A 17,022-nucleotide genomic window follows, 5' to 3' on the forward strand; every position below is an offset into this window, starting at 1 on the left:
TCTCAGCTCAGGCGACCTGCCGCGTGCGCCAGCATGGTGTAGACCTTGCCGGTATCCGATGTGAGATAGGATTGCGTGACCGTCTTGTCGCGATCGGTGCGGGCAACGTCGGTGAGCAGCTTTTCGAAATCGGCGATGTAGCGATCGACTGCGGTGCGGAATTCCGGCTCGCGGTCGTATTTGCGCTTGATCTCATCGAAGGTCTGCTGGCCCTTGAGTGTATAGAGGCGGCGTGTGAACACGTCGCGCTCGCCACGCTGGTAACGGCGCCACAGATCGACCGAGGCGTCATGATCGATCGCGCGGGCGATATCGACCGAAAGCGAGTTCAGCGATTCCACGACATGGCGCGGGTTGCGTGCGGCGGGAGCAGGAGCCTGTTCCGCCGGCGCTTTCTGTGCCGATTGACGGGCTGGCTGCAGACCGGCGTTTTCATCGCGTGACGCGCCACGCAGCAGATCGCTGATCCAGCCGCCGCCTGCTGCTTCCTGACGGACAGGAGCTGCTGTTTCTGCTGGACGCTGCGGCTGTGCCGCCGGGCGCTCGGCCGGGATCGACCCACGCAAGCCGAGGGACTCGATCGAAGGCTGCTGCGGCTGCGGTGCCGGCCGCTGCACGGGCTGCTGGGCGACCGGTTGCTGTGGAGCCGGCTGTTGCGGCGCAGGCTGCTGTGGCCGGGCGGCGACCGGGGCTGGTGCCGCCGGCTGCGGGCGCGGAGCGGGTTGTGCATCGGCCAGCGCACGAGCTGCAGGCTCGGAAATTTCCAGCTGCTGTGTCGAGCGACCGACAATCTGCGAGATGTCCTGCAGGGCCTTGATCTGTTCGGCAACGGCGCGACGCATGGCTGCGGCGCTTTCCTTTGCCTCTTCCGGAAGGTCGAAGGCACCGCGCTTCAGTTCGCTGCGGGTAAGGTCGAGCTCGCGGCGGATATCACCGGCCGAGCGACGGATTTCGTCCGTCGCGCCAGCGAAGCGGCCGATCGCGTCGTCGACAGCGACACGTAGCGTTTCGCGCAGCTGCTCGGCGGCCGTGTCGGAGGTCTTGCCGGCATCGGCGAGCATTTGCTCGACTTCGGACAACGAAGCCGTCAGGCCGCCGCGCAGGCGGTTGGTGAGATCGCTGGAACGGCGCTCGGCATTGGCGAATGTGTTTTCGACAGCCTGGTTCGCTTCCTCGCCGGCCTTGTGCAATGCTCCACGCATGTTTTCCGCTGCATCCTCGGCGCGCTTTTCGGCATCGGAGAGAACGCGGCCGATATCCGCGAAGGAAGACTGCACGCTCTGGCGGAGATTGCCGGTTACCTGGTTCGAGCGTTGTTCGGCGCGGTCGAAGGCGGTTTCCACCATCGAGCCGAGGGCGCGCATGGTGTTCTCGATCTCTTCCGAGCGCTGAACGAGGCCGACCGCCAGGTTCTGCAGTGCCGTTTCGCGTTCTTCCAGCGTCGATACGAGGTTCGATTGGGCGGCACCCAGAAGCTGGGAAGCCTGTGACAGCACCTTGGAGTGGTCGTCGAAGCGGCCGACGATGCTGCCGACCTGCGACAGGGTCTGGCCGGTGATCTCGGACAGCTTGTCGACCTTGCCTTCGAGGAGACGGCTGGAGGCGGAAACCATCTCGCCGGCCTTCGCGGCAGATTCGGCGAAGCGCGACGAAGTTGCCGTCAGGCGGTCGTCGACGTTTGAGAATTCGGTGGCGGCGTTGGACAGCAGGCCGGCAATCGCCGAGTTGTTGTCCGCCAGTCGCGCGATGATGCCGTTGACGCTCGCAAGCAGGTTGTTTTCGAGCGCGCTGACCGTGTTGACCGCATGCTCGGTGCGCGATGAGATCGCGTTGATGAGGGCGGCGTTTTCGGCACGCAGGCGTTCCGTGCTTTCCTGTGCCGCTGCGGAGATGAGGGCTGCGGCTTCCTGACCCGTTGCCGCGTAGCGATCGACGATCGGGCGAGCCTTTTCGTCAATGAGGCGCGACAGCTCGGTGGAACGTCCGGCAAGCATCGAATTCAGCTCGCGGGTGCGCTCGTCGAGCGAGGTACGGATAGAGGAGCCACGGGCTTCCAGCGCCTTGTCGACATCGGCAAGTGTGGAGCCGATTTCACGGGCGCGCTCTTCCAGAGAACTGCGGATCGCCGTGCTGCGCTCGTCGAGTGCGCGCTCGACCTGGGCCATGGAGGCAGCGATCTGCTCACTGCCGCCGGCAAGCGTGTTGCGAATAGCTGCGCCGCGGGCTTCCAGCGACTGTTCCGCGGAAGACAGGGCCTGCGAGATCGTATTGACCTGATTGCTGACGAGGCCTTCGGCTTCTGCGACCTTGTTGACGATCGCATTGCCGGCTTCCGAGAAGGTCTGGGCGACGGCCGCAGCCTGGCTTGCCAACCGGTTCTGCGTTTCCGAGACGCGGTTGACGAGATCGTTGGAACGCTCGGTCATGGCACGGGCGAAGGCATCGCTGTGGTTGCCGAGGTTTTCGGCGAATTGCTGGCCGGTGTTGGCGAGCAGATCGGCCGTGCGTGTCGCTTCCGTGTCCATGCCTTGCGCGGCATCGGCGACTGCCGTACGCAGCGTGGTGGCCAGATTTGCGGCTTTGCCTTCAATCGTGCGATTGACGGCTTCGAGACCGACATTGAGGGCACGGTCCATGGTCGAAAGGCGCTCTTCGATGCGGGCGGATGCCTGGCTGCCGCTGTCGTCGATCTTTGCCGCGCCGCTTGCCAGCGTATCCGAGAGGCGGTTGCCGGCGGCATCGACCTGGGCGGCAACACCGGTGACGCCTTCATTGATGCGGTTTTCAAGAGCCGACAGGCTGGCCTCGACCCGCGAGCCGGTCTCGGCAAAGCGGTTCGTCATGCCGTCGATAGACTGGTTGAGGTTGGACGAGAAGGTTTCGGCAGAGCGCGCGATGTCGCCTGCGGCCTGCTGGATACGGCCGGCAATGTCGCCCGCACCGCTGTTCAGACGCTCTTCCAGCGTCCTCGCGCTCGTGTCGATGGTCTGGCGCAGCGAAGCCTCACGATCCTCGAGCGACATTTCCAGCATGCTGGCGCTGGTGGCAATCGAGGTGCCGATAGCGGTCGTCTGTTCCATCAGCGTGTTATCGATCTGCGCATGCGCGTCGCGCAAGGCGAGATTGATGGCATTGCTGCGATCGTCCAGCGTGGAGCGCATGCGCTCGTAGGCCGAAGCCAGGTTCTGGTCCATCTGCGACAGACCGGCGCCGAGCGTATTTTCGAGATGGCGGGTGGTGGTGCCGAGAACGGTCTCGACGCGATCGCTGTTGCTGCCGAGTATTTCGGACAGGGCGTCCGTATGGGCAGTGAGCGAACGGTCGAGGCGATCCTGGTTTTCGCTGTAGGCGGCACGGATCGCATCCGCCTTGTCGCCGAAGGCGCCGGCGACGCGGGACTCGGCGCCGGAGACGCTGTCGAGAAGGGCGTTGGCACGGTCTTCCAGGGCGCTTTCGAAGCGGTTCTGGTTTTCGGCGAGCGAGATCGCGAAGGCCATGCTCTTGTCGTCGAGCGTGTTGGTCAGCGCCTCGTGACCGCTGGTGACGGTATGGGCAATGGCCTTGGCGCTACTGGTGAGAGTGTCTTCGAGCTTCGCATGGTTTTCCGAAAGGGCCATGGCGAGCGCCATCGTCCGGTCGTCGAGGCTGTTGACGATCCTGTCGTGAGTGCCGGCAACGGTTTCGGAGAGGGCATCGAGACGGCTCGATACCGCATCCTCAAGCCGTGACTGGGTGTCGGAGAGCGAAATGGCGAGAGCCATCGCCTTGTCGTCCAGGGCGTCGGCGAGCGCGTTGTGGTTGCTGCTAAAGGCGTTGGTGATCGCTTCGGCACGGTTGGCAAGCGTTGCTTCAAGGCGCGACTGGCCGGAGGTCAGCGCATCGGAGAGCGCCCGCGTCTTGCCTTCGAGCGTATCGGCAACGCGTTCGGCGTGGCCGGATACGGTATCTTCGAGACGGGCCTGAGCTTCCGACAGCGCGATGGCCAGCGCCATCGTCTTGTCGTCCAGCGTGGCGCCGACGCTTTCCGCATGGCCGGAAACGGCGTTTTCAAGGCGGGCCTGGCTTTCGGAGAGGGCAATGGCCAATGCCATCGTCTTGTCATCCAAAGTGCTTGCAACGCTTTCCGCGTGCCCGGCGATGGTGCTTTCCAGGCGGGATTGGCTTTCGCCGAGCGCGATGGCGAGTGCCATCGTTCTGTCGTCCAGCGCTTCGGCCAAAGCACTATGGTTGCCTGCAAATGCCTTGATGATCGCCTCGGCGCGGTTGGCGAGGGTTTCTTCAAGACGAGACTGGCCGGAGGTCAGGGCAGCGGCGAGGGCACTGGTCTTGCCTTCGAATGTATCGGCGACGCGGTCGGCGTGACCGGCAACGGTTTCCTCCAGCCGGGCCTGGCTCTCGGAAAGCGCGATAGCGAGCGCCATCGTCCTGTCGTCGAGGGCGTTGGTGACGCTTTCGGCGTGACCGGAGACGGTGCTTTCGAGACGAGCCTGACCCTCGGCGAGTGCCCGCGCAAGGTCCTTGGTCTTCGCATCCAGCGTGCCGGCAACGTGTTCCGCATGACCGGAAACGGTGTCTTCCAGGCGGGATTGGCCTTCGGAAAGCGCAATAGCGAGCGCCATCGTCTTGTCGTCGAGCGTGTCGGCCAGCTTGCTATGGGTGTCGGCCATGGCGCTGTTGATGGCATCGGCGCGGCTCGCCAGCGTGTTTTCGAGGCGCAATTGGCTTTCAGCCAGCGAAATGGCCAGCATCGAGGTGCGTTCGTCGAGGGCGGCGGTCAGATGCTCGTGGGAGCCGCTGACGGCACTGGTGATCGCTTCCGAACGCTCGGCAAGCGTCTGTTCGAAACGGGACTGGTTGTCGGCCAGTGCACCGAAAAGCGCATTGCTGCGAGCGGCCATCACGGCATCGATGCGTTCATGGGCAGAACCCAAAGCCTGCGTGATCTCGCTGGTGCGGGCAGAGAGGGTATTGTTGATGTCATTGGCGCGGCCGGTGAAGGCCGAGGTCAGTTCTTCCGTGCCACTTTGCAGGGCGGCGGAGACGTCGCGCGTGACACCCTGCACGGCGGAGGTGAAGGTGCCGGCATGCGATGCGAGCGTGGTGTTGAGCTCGCTCGTGCCCGAGGTGAGGGCCGAGGAAATACCCGTCGTGGCGTTCTGTAGCGCCGACGTGATCTCGTTCGCCTTGGAACCGATAGCGCTTTCCAGCACTTCCTGTCCGGTTGCCAGCGTCGTTGCCAGCGCGAAGGACTGATCGGTGAGATGCGAGCCCAGGCGCTCGATGCTGGAGGTCAGGATACCTTCCAGCGCATCGGAATTGCTGCCGAGCGACTGATTGATGCGGGCGAGGCTTTCCGTGAGCTTGGTATCCAAGGTGCCGGCGCGCTTGTCGAAGGCTGAGGTGAATTCCGATACGCGCTCGTCGAACGCTGTCGAAAGCTGTGCGATCGTCGACTGGAAACGCTCGTCAAAGAAGCCGGAGCGCAGATCGATGTCCATGATGGCGTCGTCGGCCGTCGACTGCAGGCTTTGACGGAAGCTCGCGCCCTTTTCGTCGAGGGCCGTGTTGAGGCGGGACAGAACATTGTCGAGCGTGCCCGTAATGGAGCGCTCTCCGCCGGTGAGGCTCTCGCTGATTTCACGGGTGCGGGCAACCAGCGTTTCATTGAGTTGGCGCGCACGTTCGTTCAGCGCAGAGTTGAGCTTTTCGGTGTTCGCATCGAGCGTCGAGGCGCGCGTTTCGAACTGGCCGAGCAGCGCATTGCCGCGTTCGGCGAGGGTCGACGACAGGGATTCCAGGCGGGTGTCGAATTCGTGGCTGAGAGCAAGGCCCGAAGCGTTGAGGTTCTGCAGCAGGCTGTCAGTCTTGGCGGCGAGAAGGGTGCCGAGAGCCTGGACGGCGGAATCCGATTTCTCCATCAGCGCGGCGGCGCGCGTATCGATCATCGATGCGAAGGCTTCGCCCGAAGTGGAGAGGCGCACGGCGATTTCTTCGGTCGCCAGCGACAGGTCTTCCTTGATCTGGTCGTGCACGCCTGCAATCGACGAGCGGATCCGCTCGGCGTGATTGACGATGGCGTCGCGCTCGGTACCCAGCTCATGGACCAGGCTGCGCACGCGCAATTCGTTGTCGGCGTAGCTGCGCTCCAGCGCATTGACCTCGGTATGGACGAGGGTTTCGAGTTCGGTGGCGCGCGCAATGGTGCGTTCGATGCCTTCGTTCATGGCGGAGACTTCGCGGCGCACGGCCTGACCGACCGTCATAATGCGCTCGGAAGCAACGGTTTCCGGCTCGACGAGACGCAGGGCGACTTCCGCCATGGAGCGGGCTGCATTGCGCATGTCGTGCGCACGCGAAATCATCATGCCGAACGCATAGAAGAGCAGCACCGGAACGATGATGCCGACGATGCAGGCGATGACGCCTGGAAGGGCTGCGAGATCCGCGATCGAATGGATGTTTCGGATCTGCGTGCCGTAGAGCATGAAGGCGAGGCCGGCGCCGCCGATGATCCAGAACAGCGAGAAGATCGTGGCGTTTCGCACCGCGTGGCTCTGCGAGGCTCCGTCGAGCGCTCTCAATATGCTTGCGGAACTCGCCCGGCTGCCGTCATTGGCGGCTGCAAGGTTCGGGTTTTTCGGCGCCTCGGCGGGGCGGGGCGGAGTAGCAGGGGCGGCGGTGCTGCGTGCGCCGCCATTCTTGCGGGCGGCATCATCCCTGGTCTGCTTTATCGGCTGTTTCGGCGGCTCAGACACATTTCGCTCCGGGACATCGGGCGTAGTGCCGCTGCGGGACTCCAAGCTCTCGTCACTGAAATCGATCTGCAGAGCTTCGTCCAATGCCTGAAAGGCCTTGTCCTCGACCGACTCGATGTACTTTTTGTTCGCCATGCGGTTACGCCTCGTTACAACTCACTCGGGCTTGCCGTGTCTTTTCCGGTAATTCCGCCGCGTCCGGAAAAGACGAACCCTGCCTCCCGTGGGGTCTTCCGCCTTCGATCAACATCGAGCTTGGATTTCCCATTACATTCAGAGTGGATAACTGGTTTTTCAAACGGATGTTATGAAAACATTACCATCATCCACTTCCGGGGCAAAGGCATGTGCCATCTACCCAATTTACTAGTATCGTAGTGACACATTCCCCCAGTCATGACAATTAATTCCACCTTAAAGTCAGTGGATCGTTAAGGTGCCATTAACCCTGTTTACCTGTTCAACGCCATGAAAACCCAAGATTTTGAGCATGTTTAACGCACGTTAACCATGTCTGGAGTTTTCGGCCCTGAATGTGCCAAAATTTAACTGGATGGCCATGCCCGGGCCGCAACTATGCGGCAGGTCCATAAAACAGTCATAGATAAATGACGGGAGCATTGGCACATGGCAGCTTTGAACATCGCATTTGAATCTCCTGATAATTCGCGGGGCGCGGCTCCGTCGCGGGAGCGGGCGATCGATCTCGTCCATCTCGGCAAGCAGACGATGGGCGACAAGGTGCTTGAGGTCGAGGTATTGCAGATGTTCGCAAGGCAGGCTCGCTCCTGCCTGCAGGAGATCGGCAGCGGCGATCCGAAGCGCATGGAGGCCGCATCGCACAAGCTGAAGGGCGCGGCCAGCGCCGTCGGCGCTTTCCGTGTGGCGGATGCGGCCGGGGCACTCGAAAGCAATGTCGGCGATGCCGCTCGCATGGCAGCGGTCACGACCTGCGTCATCGAGGCCGAAAACTTCATTTTGAAGCTTTCTCGCTAAGGCGATCCGCTCGAAGATCGATGAAGTGCAATCCTTGCGCCGCCAGACGGGTGAAACCGTTTCGGCGGCGCAAATGTTGACTGCCCCAGCGATTTGTTGGAAGTAAAATTCCGATCACCCTTCATTCACGAAATATCGGAATTCACCCACATGACCAAATTGACCATCGTCGCCTTCGACGGCACGCGCTTTGACCTCAATGTCGACGAGGGCTCCACCGTGATGGAAAATGCCGTGCGCAACTCCGTTCCCGGCATCGAGGCGGAATGCGGCGGCGCCTGCGCCTGCGCCACCTGTCATGTCTACGTCGACGAGGAATGGACCGAGAAGGTCGGCGGCCCCGAAGCCATGGAAGAAGACATGCTCGACTTCGCCTACGATGTCCGCCCCAACTCGCGGCTCTCCTGTCAGATCAAGATGAAGAGCGCACTGGACGGCCTTGTCGTCCACGTGCCGGAACGCCAGGCCTGACACCCAACCTCGGGGACATCACGCCCGATCCGTTGCGATAATCCCGCTGAAGGTTAAATGCCCAAAAAAGATGCCCCGCTCAGCTGGTGCAGCGAGCGAGGCGAGGCGGGCGCATCACCGCAGGCAAGGGAGGAAACACCTGCGGCTTCAGGACGCGCCAGGAGAACACTTAGCGCATGCTTTGAAAAACAAACCCCGACTGCGCCGAAGAGCGAAGAAACCCGCCGCCGCAGGTACTCAAAATCGATCCTTTTGCGACATCCGCCCGGTCTTCTTCGAATCAACCAGTGCGTTTGTCTCTGTAATTGATAGGAAAAACCTATTTCAGATTCTCGTAAAGTTCAAAGAGCGACGAGATCAAACGATTCACAGGATATAGTGACCGATTTCCCACAGTTGGCGCTTCTGATCGCCTTTGCGCCGAAGGGTAGTTTTTCGAAAAGCTACTGCCGAGCGCCTTGGCGGCTGCGGTAGTAGAGCAGCCTCTGGATCCGGCTCGTGAAATTGATCGCTTCGATGCGGTCGAAGCGCGCCTGATCGGCATCGTGCCGGTCGGTTTCGCGCGACGTCACCTCGTTTGCCTTTTCCTGAAGCGCATCACAATTGCTGGCTGACGGCAGAGACAGGATCTGCCTTTCCATCTGCCGCGCATGCTGACGGGCGATTTCGACATGCCGGTCCTCGTGGCGCCGGATATCGGCAGCCAAGGTATCCCAGATCGTGGAAAGCTGCTTGCTGGCATGCCGCCGGTCGCGCCATCGCGGCAGAATGATTTCCGTATCGACCGTAACCTTGACGCCGGAGATATAGCAGCGGCCGTTTGCTTCGCTGTAGGTCGCATTGCCGCCGAAGCGAATCTTCGTAGCACCTGGATGGTGGCTGCTGGAGCCCATCGCCAGCGGACCGCGTTGGTTCAATGCCGCATCGAGCTCGTCGGCGGTGCTGCCCTTGATGTCAAAATAGGAAATGGATTTGCGAGCGATGACTTCGGCATTGGCTAGGCCGGGTATGCAGAACGCGAGCAGCAAGGCACACGAAAGACTGAACTTATGGGATGCAAGCGGCATTCGTGTCGCTACCATGTTGAACTTCTGCGAACCTTGCGGCATAGCCACTGTGAGCGCAATATCAAGCGCAAGGTTTTTTCCTTTTCAATGGGATGGACGGTTCGTGACGGAGCTTCGCAGCCAAACTTGGCATGTCGCCCATGGTCGCCGTATCGATGTCGGCGGACAGAGCGTCATCATGGCTATCGTCAATGTGACGCCTGATTCCTTTTCTGACGGCGGGCATTATGAGGCCGTCGATGCGGCCGTTGCCCATGCGCTGGCCTGTGTCGAGGATGGGGCTGGCATCATCGATATCGGCGGCGAATCGACCAAGCCGGGTGCCGCCGCCGTCAATGCCAGCGAAGAGCAGGGGCGGGTACTGCCCGTCATCGAAGCCTTGCGCGGCAGGACCGATGCGCTGATTTCCATCGATACCTATCGTGCCGATACGGCGCGGCTGGCGATCGGCGCCGGCGCGCATATCGTCAATGACGTTTTCGGCCTGCAGCGCGAGCCTGATATTGCTACCGTGGCCGCGCAAACGGGCGCTGGCCTCTGCATCATGCATACCGGTCGTGACCGACAGAAGCTGCCCGATGTGATCGATGACCAGCTTTTCTTTCTCAATCGCTCGCTGGAAATTGCCGTTGCGGCCGGCGTCGACAGGCAGACTATCGTGCTCGATCCGGGTTTTGGCTTCGCCAAAGAAAATGCTGAGGAGAATCTGGAGCTGATGGCACGTTTCAATGCGTTGTTGCGCTTCGAGCTGCCCCTGTTGGTCGGCACCTCGCGCAAGCGGTTCATCGGCACTATAACGGGCCGCGAGGCAGCCGATCGCGATGTCGGCACCGCCGCAACCAGTGCGATCCTGCGGCTGCAGGGAGCTGCGATATTCCGCGTACACAATGTCGCAATCAACAGGGACGCGCTGGCGGTTGCGGATGCTATTCTCAGGACGCGCGCGAGACTTAAAGCATAATGCTCGAATCCAGGGAGCGGTTTTCGAACCCGATCGCGCCTGTTCGAAACGGAGAGACGCCATGAGCGCTGTGACATACACCATTACTTTGCAGAATTGCGCCTTCTTTGCCCGGCACGGCGTCCATGATGAGGAGGAATTCCTTGGCCAGCGTTTCTTCGTCGATGCCGAACTCGATGTCGAAGCCGGCGATGCGCTGGAGCGCGATTCGATCGACGACACCGTCAATTACGGCATCGCGTTCAGCGTCATCGAGGAAATCGTGACTGGGCGTAGACGCTATCTGATCGAGGCGCTGGCGCTCGATGTGGCGAAGGAACTATGCCGTCGTTTTCCGAGTATCCGCCGCGCCAAAATCACGGTACGCAAGCCCAATGCCCCGGTTCCGGGCGTTCTCGATTATGTGCAGGTGAGCATTGAGCATTTTGCCTGAAGGTGTAGCCGTGCGGGCGACGCTCGGTTTGGGTGGCAATCTGGACAACCCGGTCCGCGCCATGGCGCTCGCCTTGCGCACGCTGGATCATCGCGCCGATTGTCAGGTGGTTTCGGTGTCGCGGCTTTATCGCACGCCGCCCTGGGGCAAGACGGACCAGTCCTTCTTCTATAATTCCTGTGCGGCCGTCGACACGACCCTCACTCCGGAAGTCCTGCTCGATGTGTGCCTCGATATAGAGCGGCAGATGAAGCGGGTGCGGATCGAACGCTGGGGGCCGCGAACGATCGATATCGATGTCCTGACCTATGGAGATCTGGAACAGGCCGAGCCACTGCTCACCATTCCGCATCCGCGGATGGTGGAGCGTGGTTTCGTGCTGATGCCGCTTGCCGATTTTGCCGCGGATCTAGTGGTGAAGGGTAGGGCGATCTCGGATTGGCTGCAGGATGTTGATGTCGAAGGTATCGAGGTTGCGGACGAAAGCCGCGACTGGTGGCGGACGGCCTGAACTGGATCATATGATTATATTTATATAAAGAGAAAGGCCGGCAATTTTGCCGGCCTTTCTCTTTATGGATTGTTGTCCAATGCTTACTGGATCGATCCAACCGCCATCTGGTCGACGTCGGCGCGCTTCAGCGTGACGCCGATGACAGGCACCATCTGTTCGCCGACCTTCACCGAAATGGTGACGTTCATCGACTTGCTGTCCGGAACGCGGGCGATCATGGCACCGTTCAGCTTCTGGCGGATCAGTCCAAGGACGACGGTGTTGTCGTTGACGGTGCCCGATGTGACGTCGAGGCCCTTGCCGGCCGCGCCATCCAGGAATTTTCCGCTATAGGAGCCGCCGCTCTGCGTGATCTCGGCCGACATCGGCTGCTGGAAGACGCCGACGCGGCAGGTGCCGTCGAGCTTGACGCCGGCGCTGCTGCCATCGGATGGCTTGCCGGTGAGATTGCAGGTGAATTTCGTGCCTTTGTACTTGCCGGCAACGATCTCGCCGGGGCCGCTCCATGTGCCTGAAATCGACTGGAAGAAGGCCTTGTCGCGGGGTGCCGCGTCGGCTGATTGCGTCCAGACGCCGGTGGAGATGGCTGCGGCGGCAAAGCTGCTTACAAGAAGAAATCGACGCGAAAACATGGACATTCCCTAGCGAGGCGAAACCGTGAAACTGGTTGTCACTTTTGCCCTAGAATGGTTAATGCTTGGTTTCCTGATGTGCTGAAGTCCCTAATTTGCAGGTCATCACGCCGGGTTGCGGCCGGTGACATTCGGCGTGAGGTCGCCAGCGAAATCGGCAATGCCCGGTCGCTTGAGCGCCTTGAAGGGCAGGGGCCGGCAGAGATCCATGGCCGCTATTCCGATTCTTGCGGTCATCATGCCATTGACGACGCCCTCCCCAAGACGGGCGGAGAGCTTCGACGCCAGTCCGTGGCCGATCAACTGCTGGACGATGCTGTCGCCGACGGCGATGGAGCCGGTGACGGCGAGATGGGCGATCACATCGCGCATCAGCCTGACCATGCCAAGCGTGCCGGGTCTGCCGCCATAGAGTTCGGCCATGGCGCGGACCAGTTTGGCCGCTTCATAGAGAACATAGAGAATATCGACGAGGGCGCGGGGACTGACGGCCGTTACGACCGACACGCGTTTCGACGCGCCGAGGATCAGCGCCCGGGCACGGCGGTCGAGGGGGCCGAGAAGCTCGCGCTCCGCAAGGTCGATCAGCTGCGGCGCATCGATGATGTCGCCTTCCGCTGCCTTCAGGGTCGCCCGGCCTCTTGCCGTGTCCGGATTGGCTTCCAGAATGGTGCAGAGGCGCTTGACCAATGCCTTGGCACGGGCGGGCCGGGTCTCGACGATGGCGGCTTCCGCCTCGGCCTTGATGGTCTGCACGGCGGCGAGCCGCATCATTCCGGCGGTCTCGCGGATGACGATGGCAAGCACGGCCAGGATGCCGATGGCGACGACCGCAAGGGCGGTATAGCCAAGCCAGTCGGCCCGACTGAACAGATCGCGGATGAGCTGATCGGTCCAGAGGCCGAAGGCGAGCGACACCAGAATGCCAAGCGCACTGAGCGCCACCTTGCCAAAGGAGAATCCCTTGCGGCGGGGCTTGGCGATGGCAGTTGCATCCGCATCGGCACCGAGGGCCGGATTGATGAACGGATCCTCCGCATCGGGCGTCAGCACGATGTCGGTATCGAAGCTCCGCGGCTTGCGAACCGCTGGCGGAGTTGCCTCTTTTCTGGAGGTTTCCGGTTCCACCGTGAAGGCGGCCGGGCGGCGGTTGCCGTTTTGCTCGTTTTCGGTCGATTTCGTCATGCGAGACGGTCTCCGAACAGGAACTGCATGGCGCGGTCGAGGCGAATATGCGGCACCGAAAGCTTGATGCCTTCACCGGTTTCGTCGAGCTCCGGCGGGCGAAACCGCACGACGTTCACTTCGGGCAGATGGACCTTCGCCCCGTCCGATTCAAGAGCTTCGAACAGCCAGCGCGGGTTTTCCGGCAGATCTCCGGGGAAGACCGCCGTCTTGCGGTTGCCGTCGAAGGTCTCGCCAGCGATGGTTTCCTTATCCATCGGCGTGCCGACGATGACCGGAAGCGTCTGGCCGTCGCGGGTCACCGTCGCCTCCCGCGTCGCGCGCACCGAAGCGATCGCCATGACCTCTATGCCGGCGCCGGCCATGCCGATGCGCTCGATCGCACGTTCGACCAGACGGCGCGTCAATGCCTCAAGTCGGTCATGGCTTTCATGATGAAGATGGTCGGCCTTGGTGGCGGCAACCAGTACGCGATCGATGCGGCGGCCGAGCAGAGAAGAGAGGAGCGAGTTCGTGCCTGGGCGGAAGCAGGCCAGTACATCCGTCAGCGCCCGTTCCAGATCCTGCACCGCTTCCGGGCCGCGATTGATGGCCTGCAGGGCATCGACCAGAACGATCTGCCGGTCGAGGCGAGCAAAGTGCTCGCGAAAGAAGGGTTTGACCACGACGGACTTATAGGCCTCGTAGCGGCGCTCCATCATCGCCCAGAGCGAGCCCTTCGGCGCTGCGCCTTCGGGCGGCAGCTTCAACGGTGCGAAGGTGAGGGCAGGTGAGCCGTCGAGATCGCCAGGCAGCAGGAAACGGCCCGGCGGCAGCGTCGAGAGCGAGCGCTCGTCGGATTTGCAGGCTTTGAGATAGTCGGCAAAGGCGGTGGCGAGGTCGCGTGCCCTCATTTCATCCGCAGATGCTGCGACATTGGCCTCTTCCGTCATGGCAAGCCAATGACGTGAAAGCTCGGAGCGAATGCCGGTGTTTGCCAGGGCCAGCGTTTCCTCGCTGAAAGTGCGGAAATCCTTGGTGAGCAGCGGCAGGTCGAGCAACCATTCGCCGGGGTAATCGACGATATCGATGGAGAGGCGACCGGGCGAAAACAGGCGGTTCCAGCCGCTCGCGCTTTGATAATCCAGCGTGATGCGCAGTTCGGAGATGGCGCGCGTCGAATCCGGCCAGATGCGGTCTTTGACCAGGGCGCGGATGTGATCCTCATACTGAAAACGCGGCACGGCATCGTCCGGCTGCGGCTCGAGGCGGACGGCGGAGACGCGGCCGGATTGAACGGGCTCGAACAGCGGCAGGCGTCCGCCATTCAGGAGATTATGCACCAATGAGGAGATGAAGACGGTCTTGCCCGAACGGGAGAGGCCTGTAACACCCAGACGGATCGTCGGATTGACGAGGCCGGCGGCGCGATCGGCCAGATTGTCAAAGGCGATGAGGGCGTCGTCGGTAAAAGAGGTCAGGCTTGGGGGCAAGGCGGAATCCCTGGATGACAGCGAGGCCGTGAATATAGGGATCGAAACCCGCGCCGAAAAGGTGAGCAGATATGCCTCGGCAATCACTGGCGCGCGGGATCGCAGCCGATATCGGGGAAGTCTCTATGCGGTGACAAAATCCGTCAGGGTCCAGCCCGATGGTGCCGCATCGATCACAGCAAGGCCGGCTGTCGGAAAGCCATGCGGGAGCGCATCGGCGAAGGCCTCATGTCCGATCAGCGCGGCGAGCGTCAGCTCGATGATCGGATTGTGCGCGACCAGCATGACCGACTCCTGGTCAGTCTGCGCCGAGATAAGCGACAGGTAGATATCCGGCGTGCCGCTATAGAGTGCATCGACAAAGCGGAATTCCGTCGAAGGCGTGACGGCGCGGCGCATGGCCGCGGCAGTCTGACGACAGCGCATTGCAGTGGAAGAAATGACGAGGTCCGGCTTATAGCTTTTATCGACCGCTTTCTCCGCGACGATCTCGGCCGCCGCATAGCCATTGTCGCTCAAGGGACGATCGAAATCTTTCTGTCCGGGCGCAGCCTGCCGGGCCTCGGCATGGCGTAGAAGATAGATCCTGGAGGGCGGCGGCGAAATTTTGGTCATGGCGAAATTCCGAGGCTCGATTTCCCCAATGAGGTAGCGTCTGTTCGCATGCGCCGTCAACTGCGAGGCGATCCGCGTGAAGGCGAAATGCCCCACCTTCACGGGAAGGTTACGAGCACCCAGAATCGGGGCTGACGTGAAGAAGTGATGAAAAAATAGACCCTTAGCCGAATTTTATGACAAATTTAAAAATCAGTTGACAGCATCTATTTGGCTTGAATCGGCACTATTGGTTGGGATATACAGCCCAGCCATATGAGATGTTCTTCAGGAGAATCGCGTTGAGTGAGAAGATCGATCTTAGCAACTATGTGCCCTCGGAAGACGAGGAGTTCATGAATCTGAACCAGCGAGCTTATTTTCGAGCGAAGCTGGTGGCATGGAAAAACGACATCCTTAGAGAAGCGCGCGAGACCCTGGATCATCTGGCAGAAGAAAGCGCAAATCATCCCGATCTCGCCGATCGGGCATCTTCGGAAACAGACAGAGCCATTGAGCTTCGGGCCCGCGACCGCCAGCGTAAACTCATCTCCAAGATCGATGCCGCATTGCAGCGTATTGAAGACGGTACTTACGGCTATTGCGAGGAAACTGGTGAGCCGATCGGCTTGAAGCGTCTGGATGCGCGTCCGATCGCCACCTTGTCGATCGAAGCACAGGAACGCCACGAGCGCCGCGAGAAGGTTTATCGCGACGAGTGAATGGTGGTTCGGCTTCGACCGGGCTTATAGAACAAAGGCACGACGGAGATATCCGTCGTGCCTTTTTCGATTCCGGCGTTTCAGAGGCCGCGCCCTATTTGTCGCGGCTGACGCTCATTTCCCCGAAGATGCGAGCGACTTCTTTCTGAAGGGCGCTGTCGGCTCCGGTGAGCGGTGCTAGTTCGGGTTCGACGCGTTTTGCCGGGCTCGGGATTGGGGATGGCGCGGCATTTGGCTGCTGCTGCACCTGCCGCGGTGCCGGCGCGTTTGGAATGATCCGTTCGGCGGTCAGGTTCTTTGACATTTCAGCTTCCAGTATGCGCTGGAAATCATTGCCGGGTTCGGCAGCGGGCGTGGGTGCGAGGGTGGGTTCGACTGCCGCCTGGCGCGCCGGAGCAGGTTGCTGCTGTGGCAGAACAACATGGCGAGCAGCGTCCAGTATGTCGGCTGCTTCTGCCTCGCTGATTGCCGGAGCGGGCTGAGGAGCCGGTTGCGGCGGCTTGACGGCGGCGACTTGTGGGCGTTCGGCCACCTGCGGCACCGGAGCGGGTTCCGCTGCAGGTGCAAGGCGGGGTTCATTGCGCAAATAGGCTTCGATCTTGTCTTCAGCGGATTGCTGGCGCTGCGGAAGCGCTGCGGGAGGTGCTTCCACCGCAGCCGCCTTCTGCTGCTGTGGCGGCCTCTCTTCAAATGCCATGGGGATATCGACCGGCGTTGCGGCACTTCCAGCCCGGGTGGCATCGGAAATGCCCGATTCGATGACGATGTCCGTCGGGCCGCCGATCATGATCAGATGCTCGATGCCATCGCGTCGCACGAGCACGAGACGGCGGCGGGCATCGACGGCGGCGGCATCCAGCACCTGCAGGCGAGGCTGACGGTTCTTGCCGCCGCGCACGAAGGGAGAAGGCGCTCGGTTGCGCATGATCCACAGAATGCCGATCAGCACGAGCAGGGCAATGCCAACTCCACCGGCTGCGAGAAAGAAACGGCTGCCATAGGCTCCGGCGATATCGTCCAACATATCGAGATACTCCGTAATTGTCCCCGATGTCGCGGTCTACGGCGCCGCGCGTCAGATGTGACGCGCAAAGGTCGCTGTAGTACTTTAAATCCGCTGCATAATTTTATCCCTAAATCGATTCCGATTTAACGAATTATGCAGTAGGCGCAACTGCGGCGGGTAAAGCTTTGACCATGACCCTTCTATACGGCGATCA

The 17,022-nt window shown here is 61.3% G+C and carries 13 protein-coding genes; 6 read left to right on the forward strand and 7 right to left on the reverse strand.

The window, feature by feature from the left end:
* Nucleotides 1-2 precede the first annotated feature (2 nt).
* A complete protein-coding gene (locus GA0061103_RS26160; protein ID WP_092716339.1) occupies nt 3-6,890 on the reverse strand; it encodes an apolipoprotein A-IV repeat region-like domain-containing protein in 6,888 nt (2,295 codons plus the stop codon).
* A 492-nt stretch (nt 6,891-7,382) separates the two neighbouring features.
* On the opposite strand from GA0061103_RS26160, the gene GA0061103_RS26165 reads away from it, so the two are divergent.
* Nucleotides 7,383-7,751 (forward strand): Hpt domain-containing protein, encoded by a 369-nt coding sequence (locus tag GA0061103_RS26165; RefSeq protein WP_092716341.1) that lies wholly within the window; start codon nt 7,383-7,385, stop codon nt 7,749-7,751.
* A gap of 150 nt (nt 7,752-7,901) precedes the next feature.
* Nucleotides 7,902-8,222, forward strand: coding sequence for a 2Fe-2S iron-sulfur cluster-binding protein (locus GA0061103_RS26170; protein ID WP_092716343.1), 321 nt, complete (start codon nt 7,902-7,904; stop codon nt 8,220-8,222).
* Nucleotides 8,223-8,665: 443 nt separating this feature from the next.
* Here GA0061103_RS26170 and GA0061103_RS26175 read toward each other — a convergent pair whose 3' ends face one another.
* Nucleotides 8,666-9,289: a DUF922 domain-containing Zn-dependent protease gene (locus tag GA0061103_RS26175; protein ID WP_092716510.1), complete on the reverse strand. Its 624-nt coding sequence runs from the start codon at nt 9,287-9,289 to the stop codon at nt 8,666-8,668.
* 103 nt (nt 9,290-9,392) lie between these two features.
* Between GA0061103_RS26175 and folP the strand changes: the two genes are divergently transcribed.
* The 3 genes from folP to folK all read left to right on the forward strand — a co-directional run bounded on the left by folP (nt 9,393) and on the right by folK (nt 11,194).
* Complete coding sequence (gene folP / locus GA0061103_RS26180) at nt 9,393-10,250, forward strand: dihydropteroate synthase (protein ID WP_092716345.1); 858 nt, start codon at nt 9,393-9,395, stop codon at nt 10,248-10,250.
* Between the two features lie 61 nt (nt 10,251-10,311).
* Nucleotides 10,312-10,683, forward strand: a complete 372-nt coding sequence (folB, locus tag GA0061103_RS26185) for a dihydroneopterin aldolase (RefSeq protein WP_075850666.1) — start codon at nt 10,312-10,314, stop codon at nt 10,681-10,683.
* On the forward strand, nt 10,667-11,194 hold the full coding sequence (gene folK / locus GA0061103_RS26190; RefSeq protein WP_425349548.1) for a 2-amino-4-hydroxy-6-hydroxymethyldihydropteridine diphosphokinase: 528 nt from the start codon (nt 10,667-10,669) through the stop codon (nt 11,192-11,194). Before folB ends, folK begins: the two co-directional genes overlap by 17 nt.
* Nucleotides 11,195-11,277: 83 nt before the next feature.
* Here folK and GA0061103_RS26195 read toward each other — a convergent pair whose 3' ends face one another.
* The 4 genes from GA0061103_RS26195 to GA0061103_RS26210 all read right to left on the reverse strand — a co-directional run bounded on the left by GA0061103_RS26195 (nt 11,278) and on the right by GA0061103_RS26210 (nt 15,101).
* Nucleotides 11,278-11,829 carry a hypothetical protein gene (locus GA0061103_RS26195; protein WP_092716349.1) on the reverse strand — a complete coding sequence of 184 codons (552 nt, stop codon included), beginning with the start codon at nt 11,827-11,829 and terminating at the stop codon, nt 11,278-11,280.
* Nucleotides 11,830-11,934: 105 nt separating this feature from the next.
* Entirely contained in the window at nt 11,935-13,014 is a 1,080-nt protein-coding gene (locus GA0061103_RS26200) for a YcjF family protein (RefSeq protein WP_092716351.1), read from the reverse strand.
* Nucleotides 13,011-14,486: a YcjX family GTP-binding protein gene (locus GA0061103_RS26205; RefSeq protein ID WP_092716512.1), complete on the reverse strand. Its 1,476-nt coding sequence runs from the start codon at nt 14,484-14,486 to the stop codon at nt 13,011-13,013. Before GA0061103_RS26205 ends, GA0061103_RS26200 begins: the two co-directional genes overlap by 4 nt.
* Nucleotides 14,487-14,609: 123 nt before the next feature.
* Nucleotides 14,610-15,101, reverse strand: a complete 492-nt coding sequence (locus GA0061103_RS26210) for a SixA phosphatase family protein (protein ID WP_092716514.1) — start codon at nt 15,099-15,101, stop codon at nt 14,610-14,612.
* Nucleotides 15,102-15,382: 281 nt separating this feature from the next.
* On the opposite strand from GA0061103_RS26210, the gene dksA reads away from it, so the two are divergent.
* Nucleotides 15,383-15,802, forward strand: coding sequence for an RNA polymerase-binding protein DksA (gene dksA / locus GA0061103_RS26215; RefSeq protein WP_015340076.1), 420 nt, complete (start codon nt 15,383-15,385; stop codon nt 15,800-15,802).
* 94 nt (nt 15,803-15,896) lie between these two features.
* Here dksA and GA0061103_RS26220 read toward each other — a convergent pair whose 3' ends face one another.
* Complete coding sequence (locus GA0061103_RS26220; RefSeq protein WP_092716353.1) at nt 15,897-16,826, reverse strand: flagellar biosynthetic protein FliO; 930 nt, start codon at nt 16,824-16,826, stop codon at nt 15,897-15,899.
* Between the last annotated feature and the right edge of the window lie 196 nt (nt 16,827-17,022).

Origin of the sequence: Martinezella multihospitum, from assembly GCF_900094585.1 — a bacterium.
Lineage (GTDB): Bacteria > Pseudomonadota > Alphaproteobacteria > Rhizobiales > Rhizobiaceae > Rhizobium > Rhizobium multihospitium.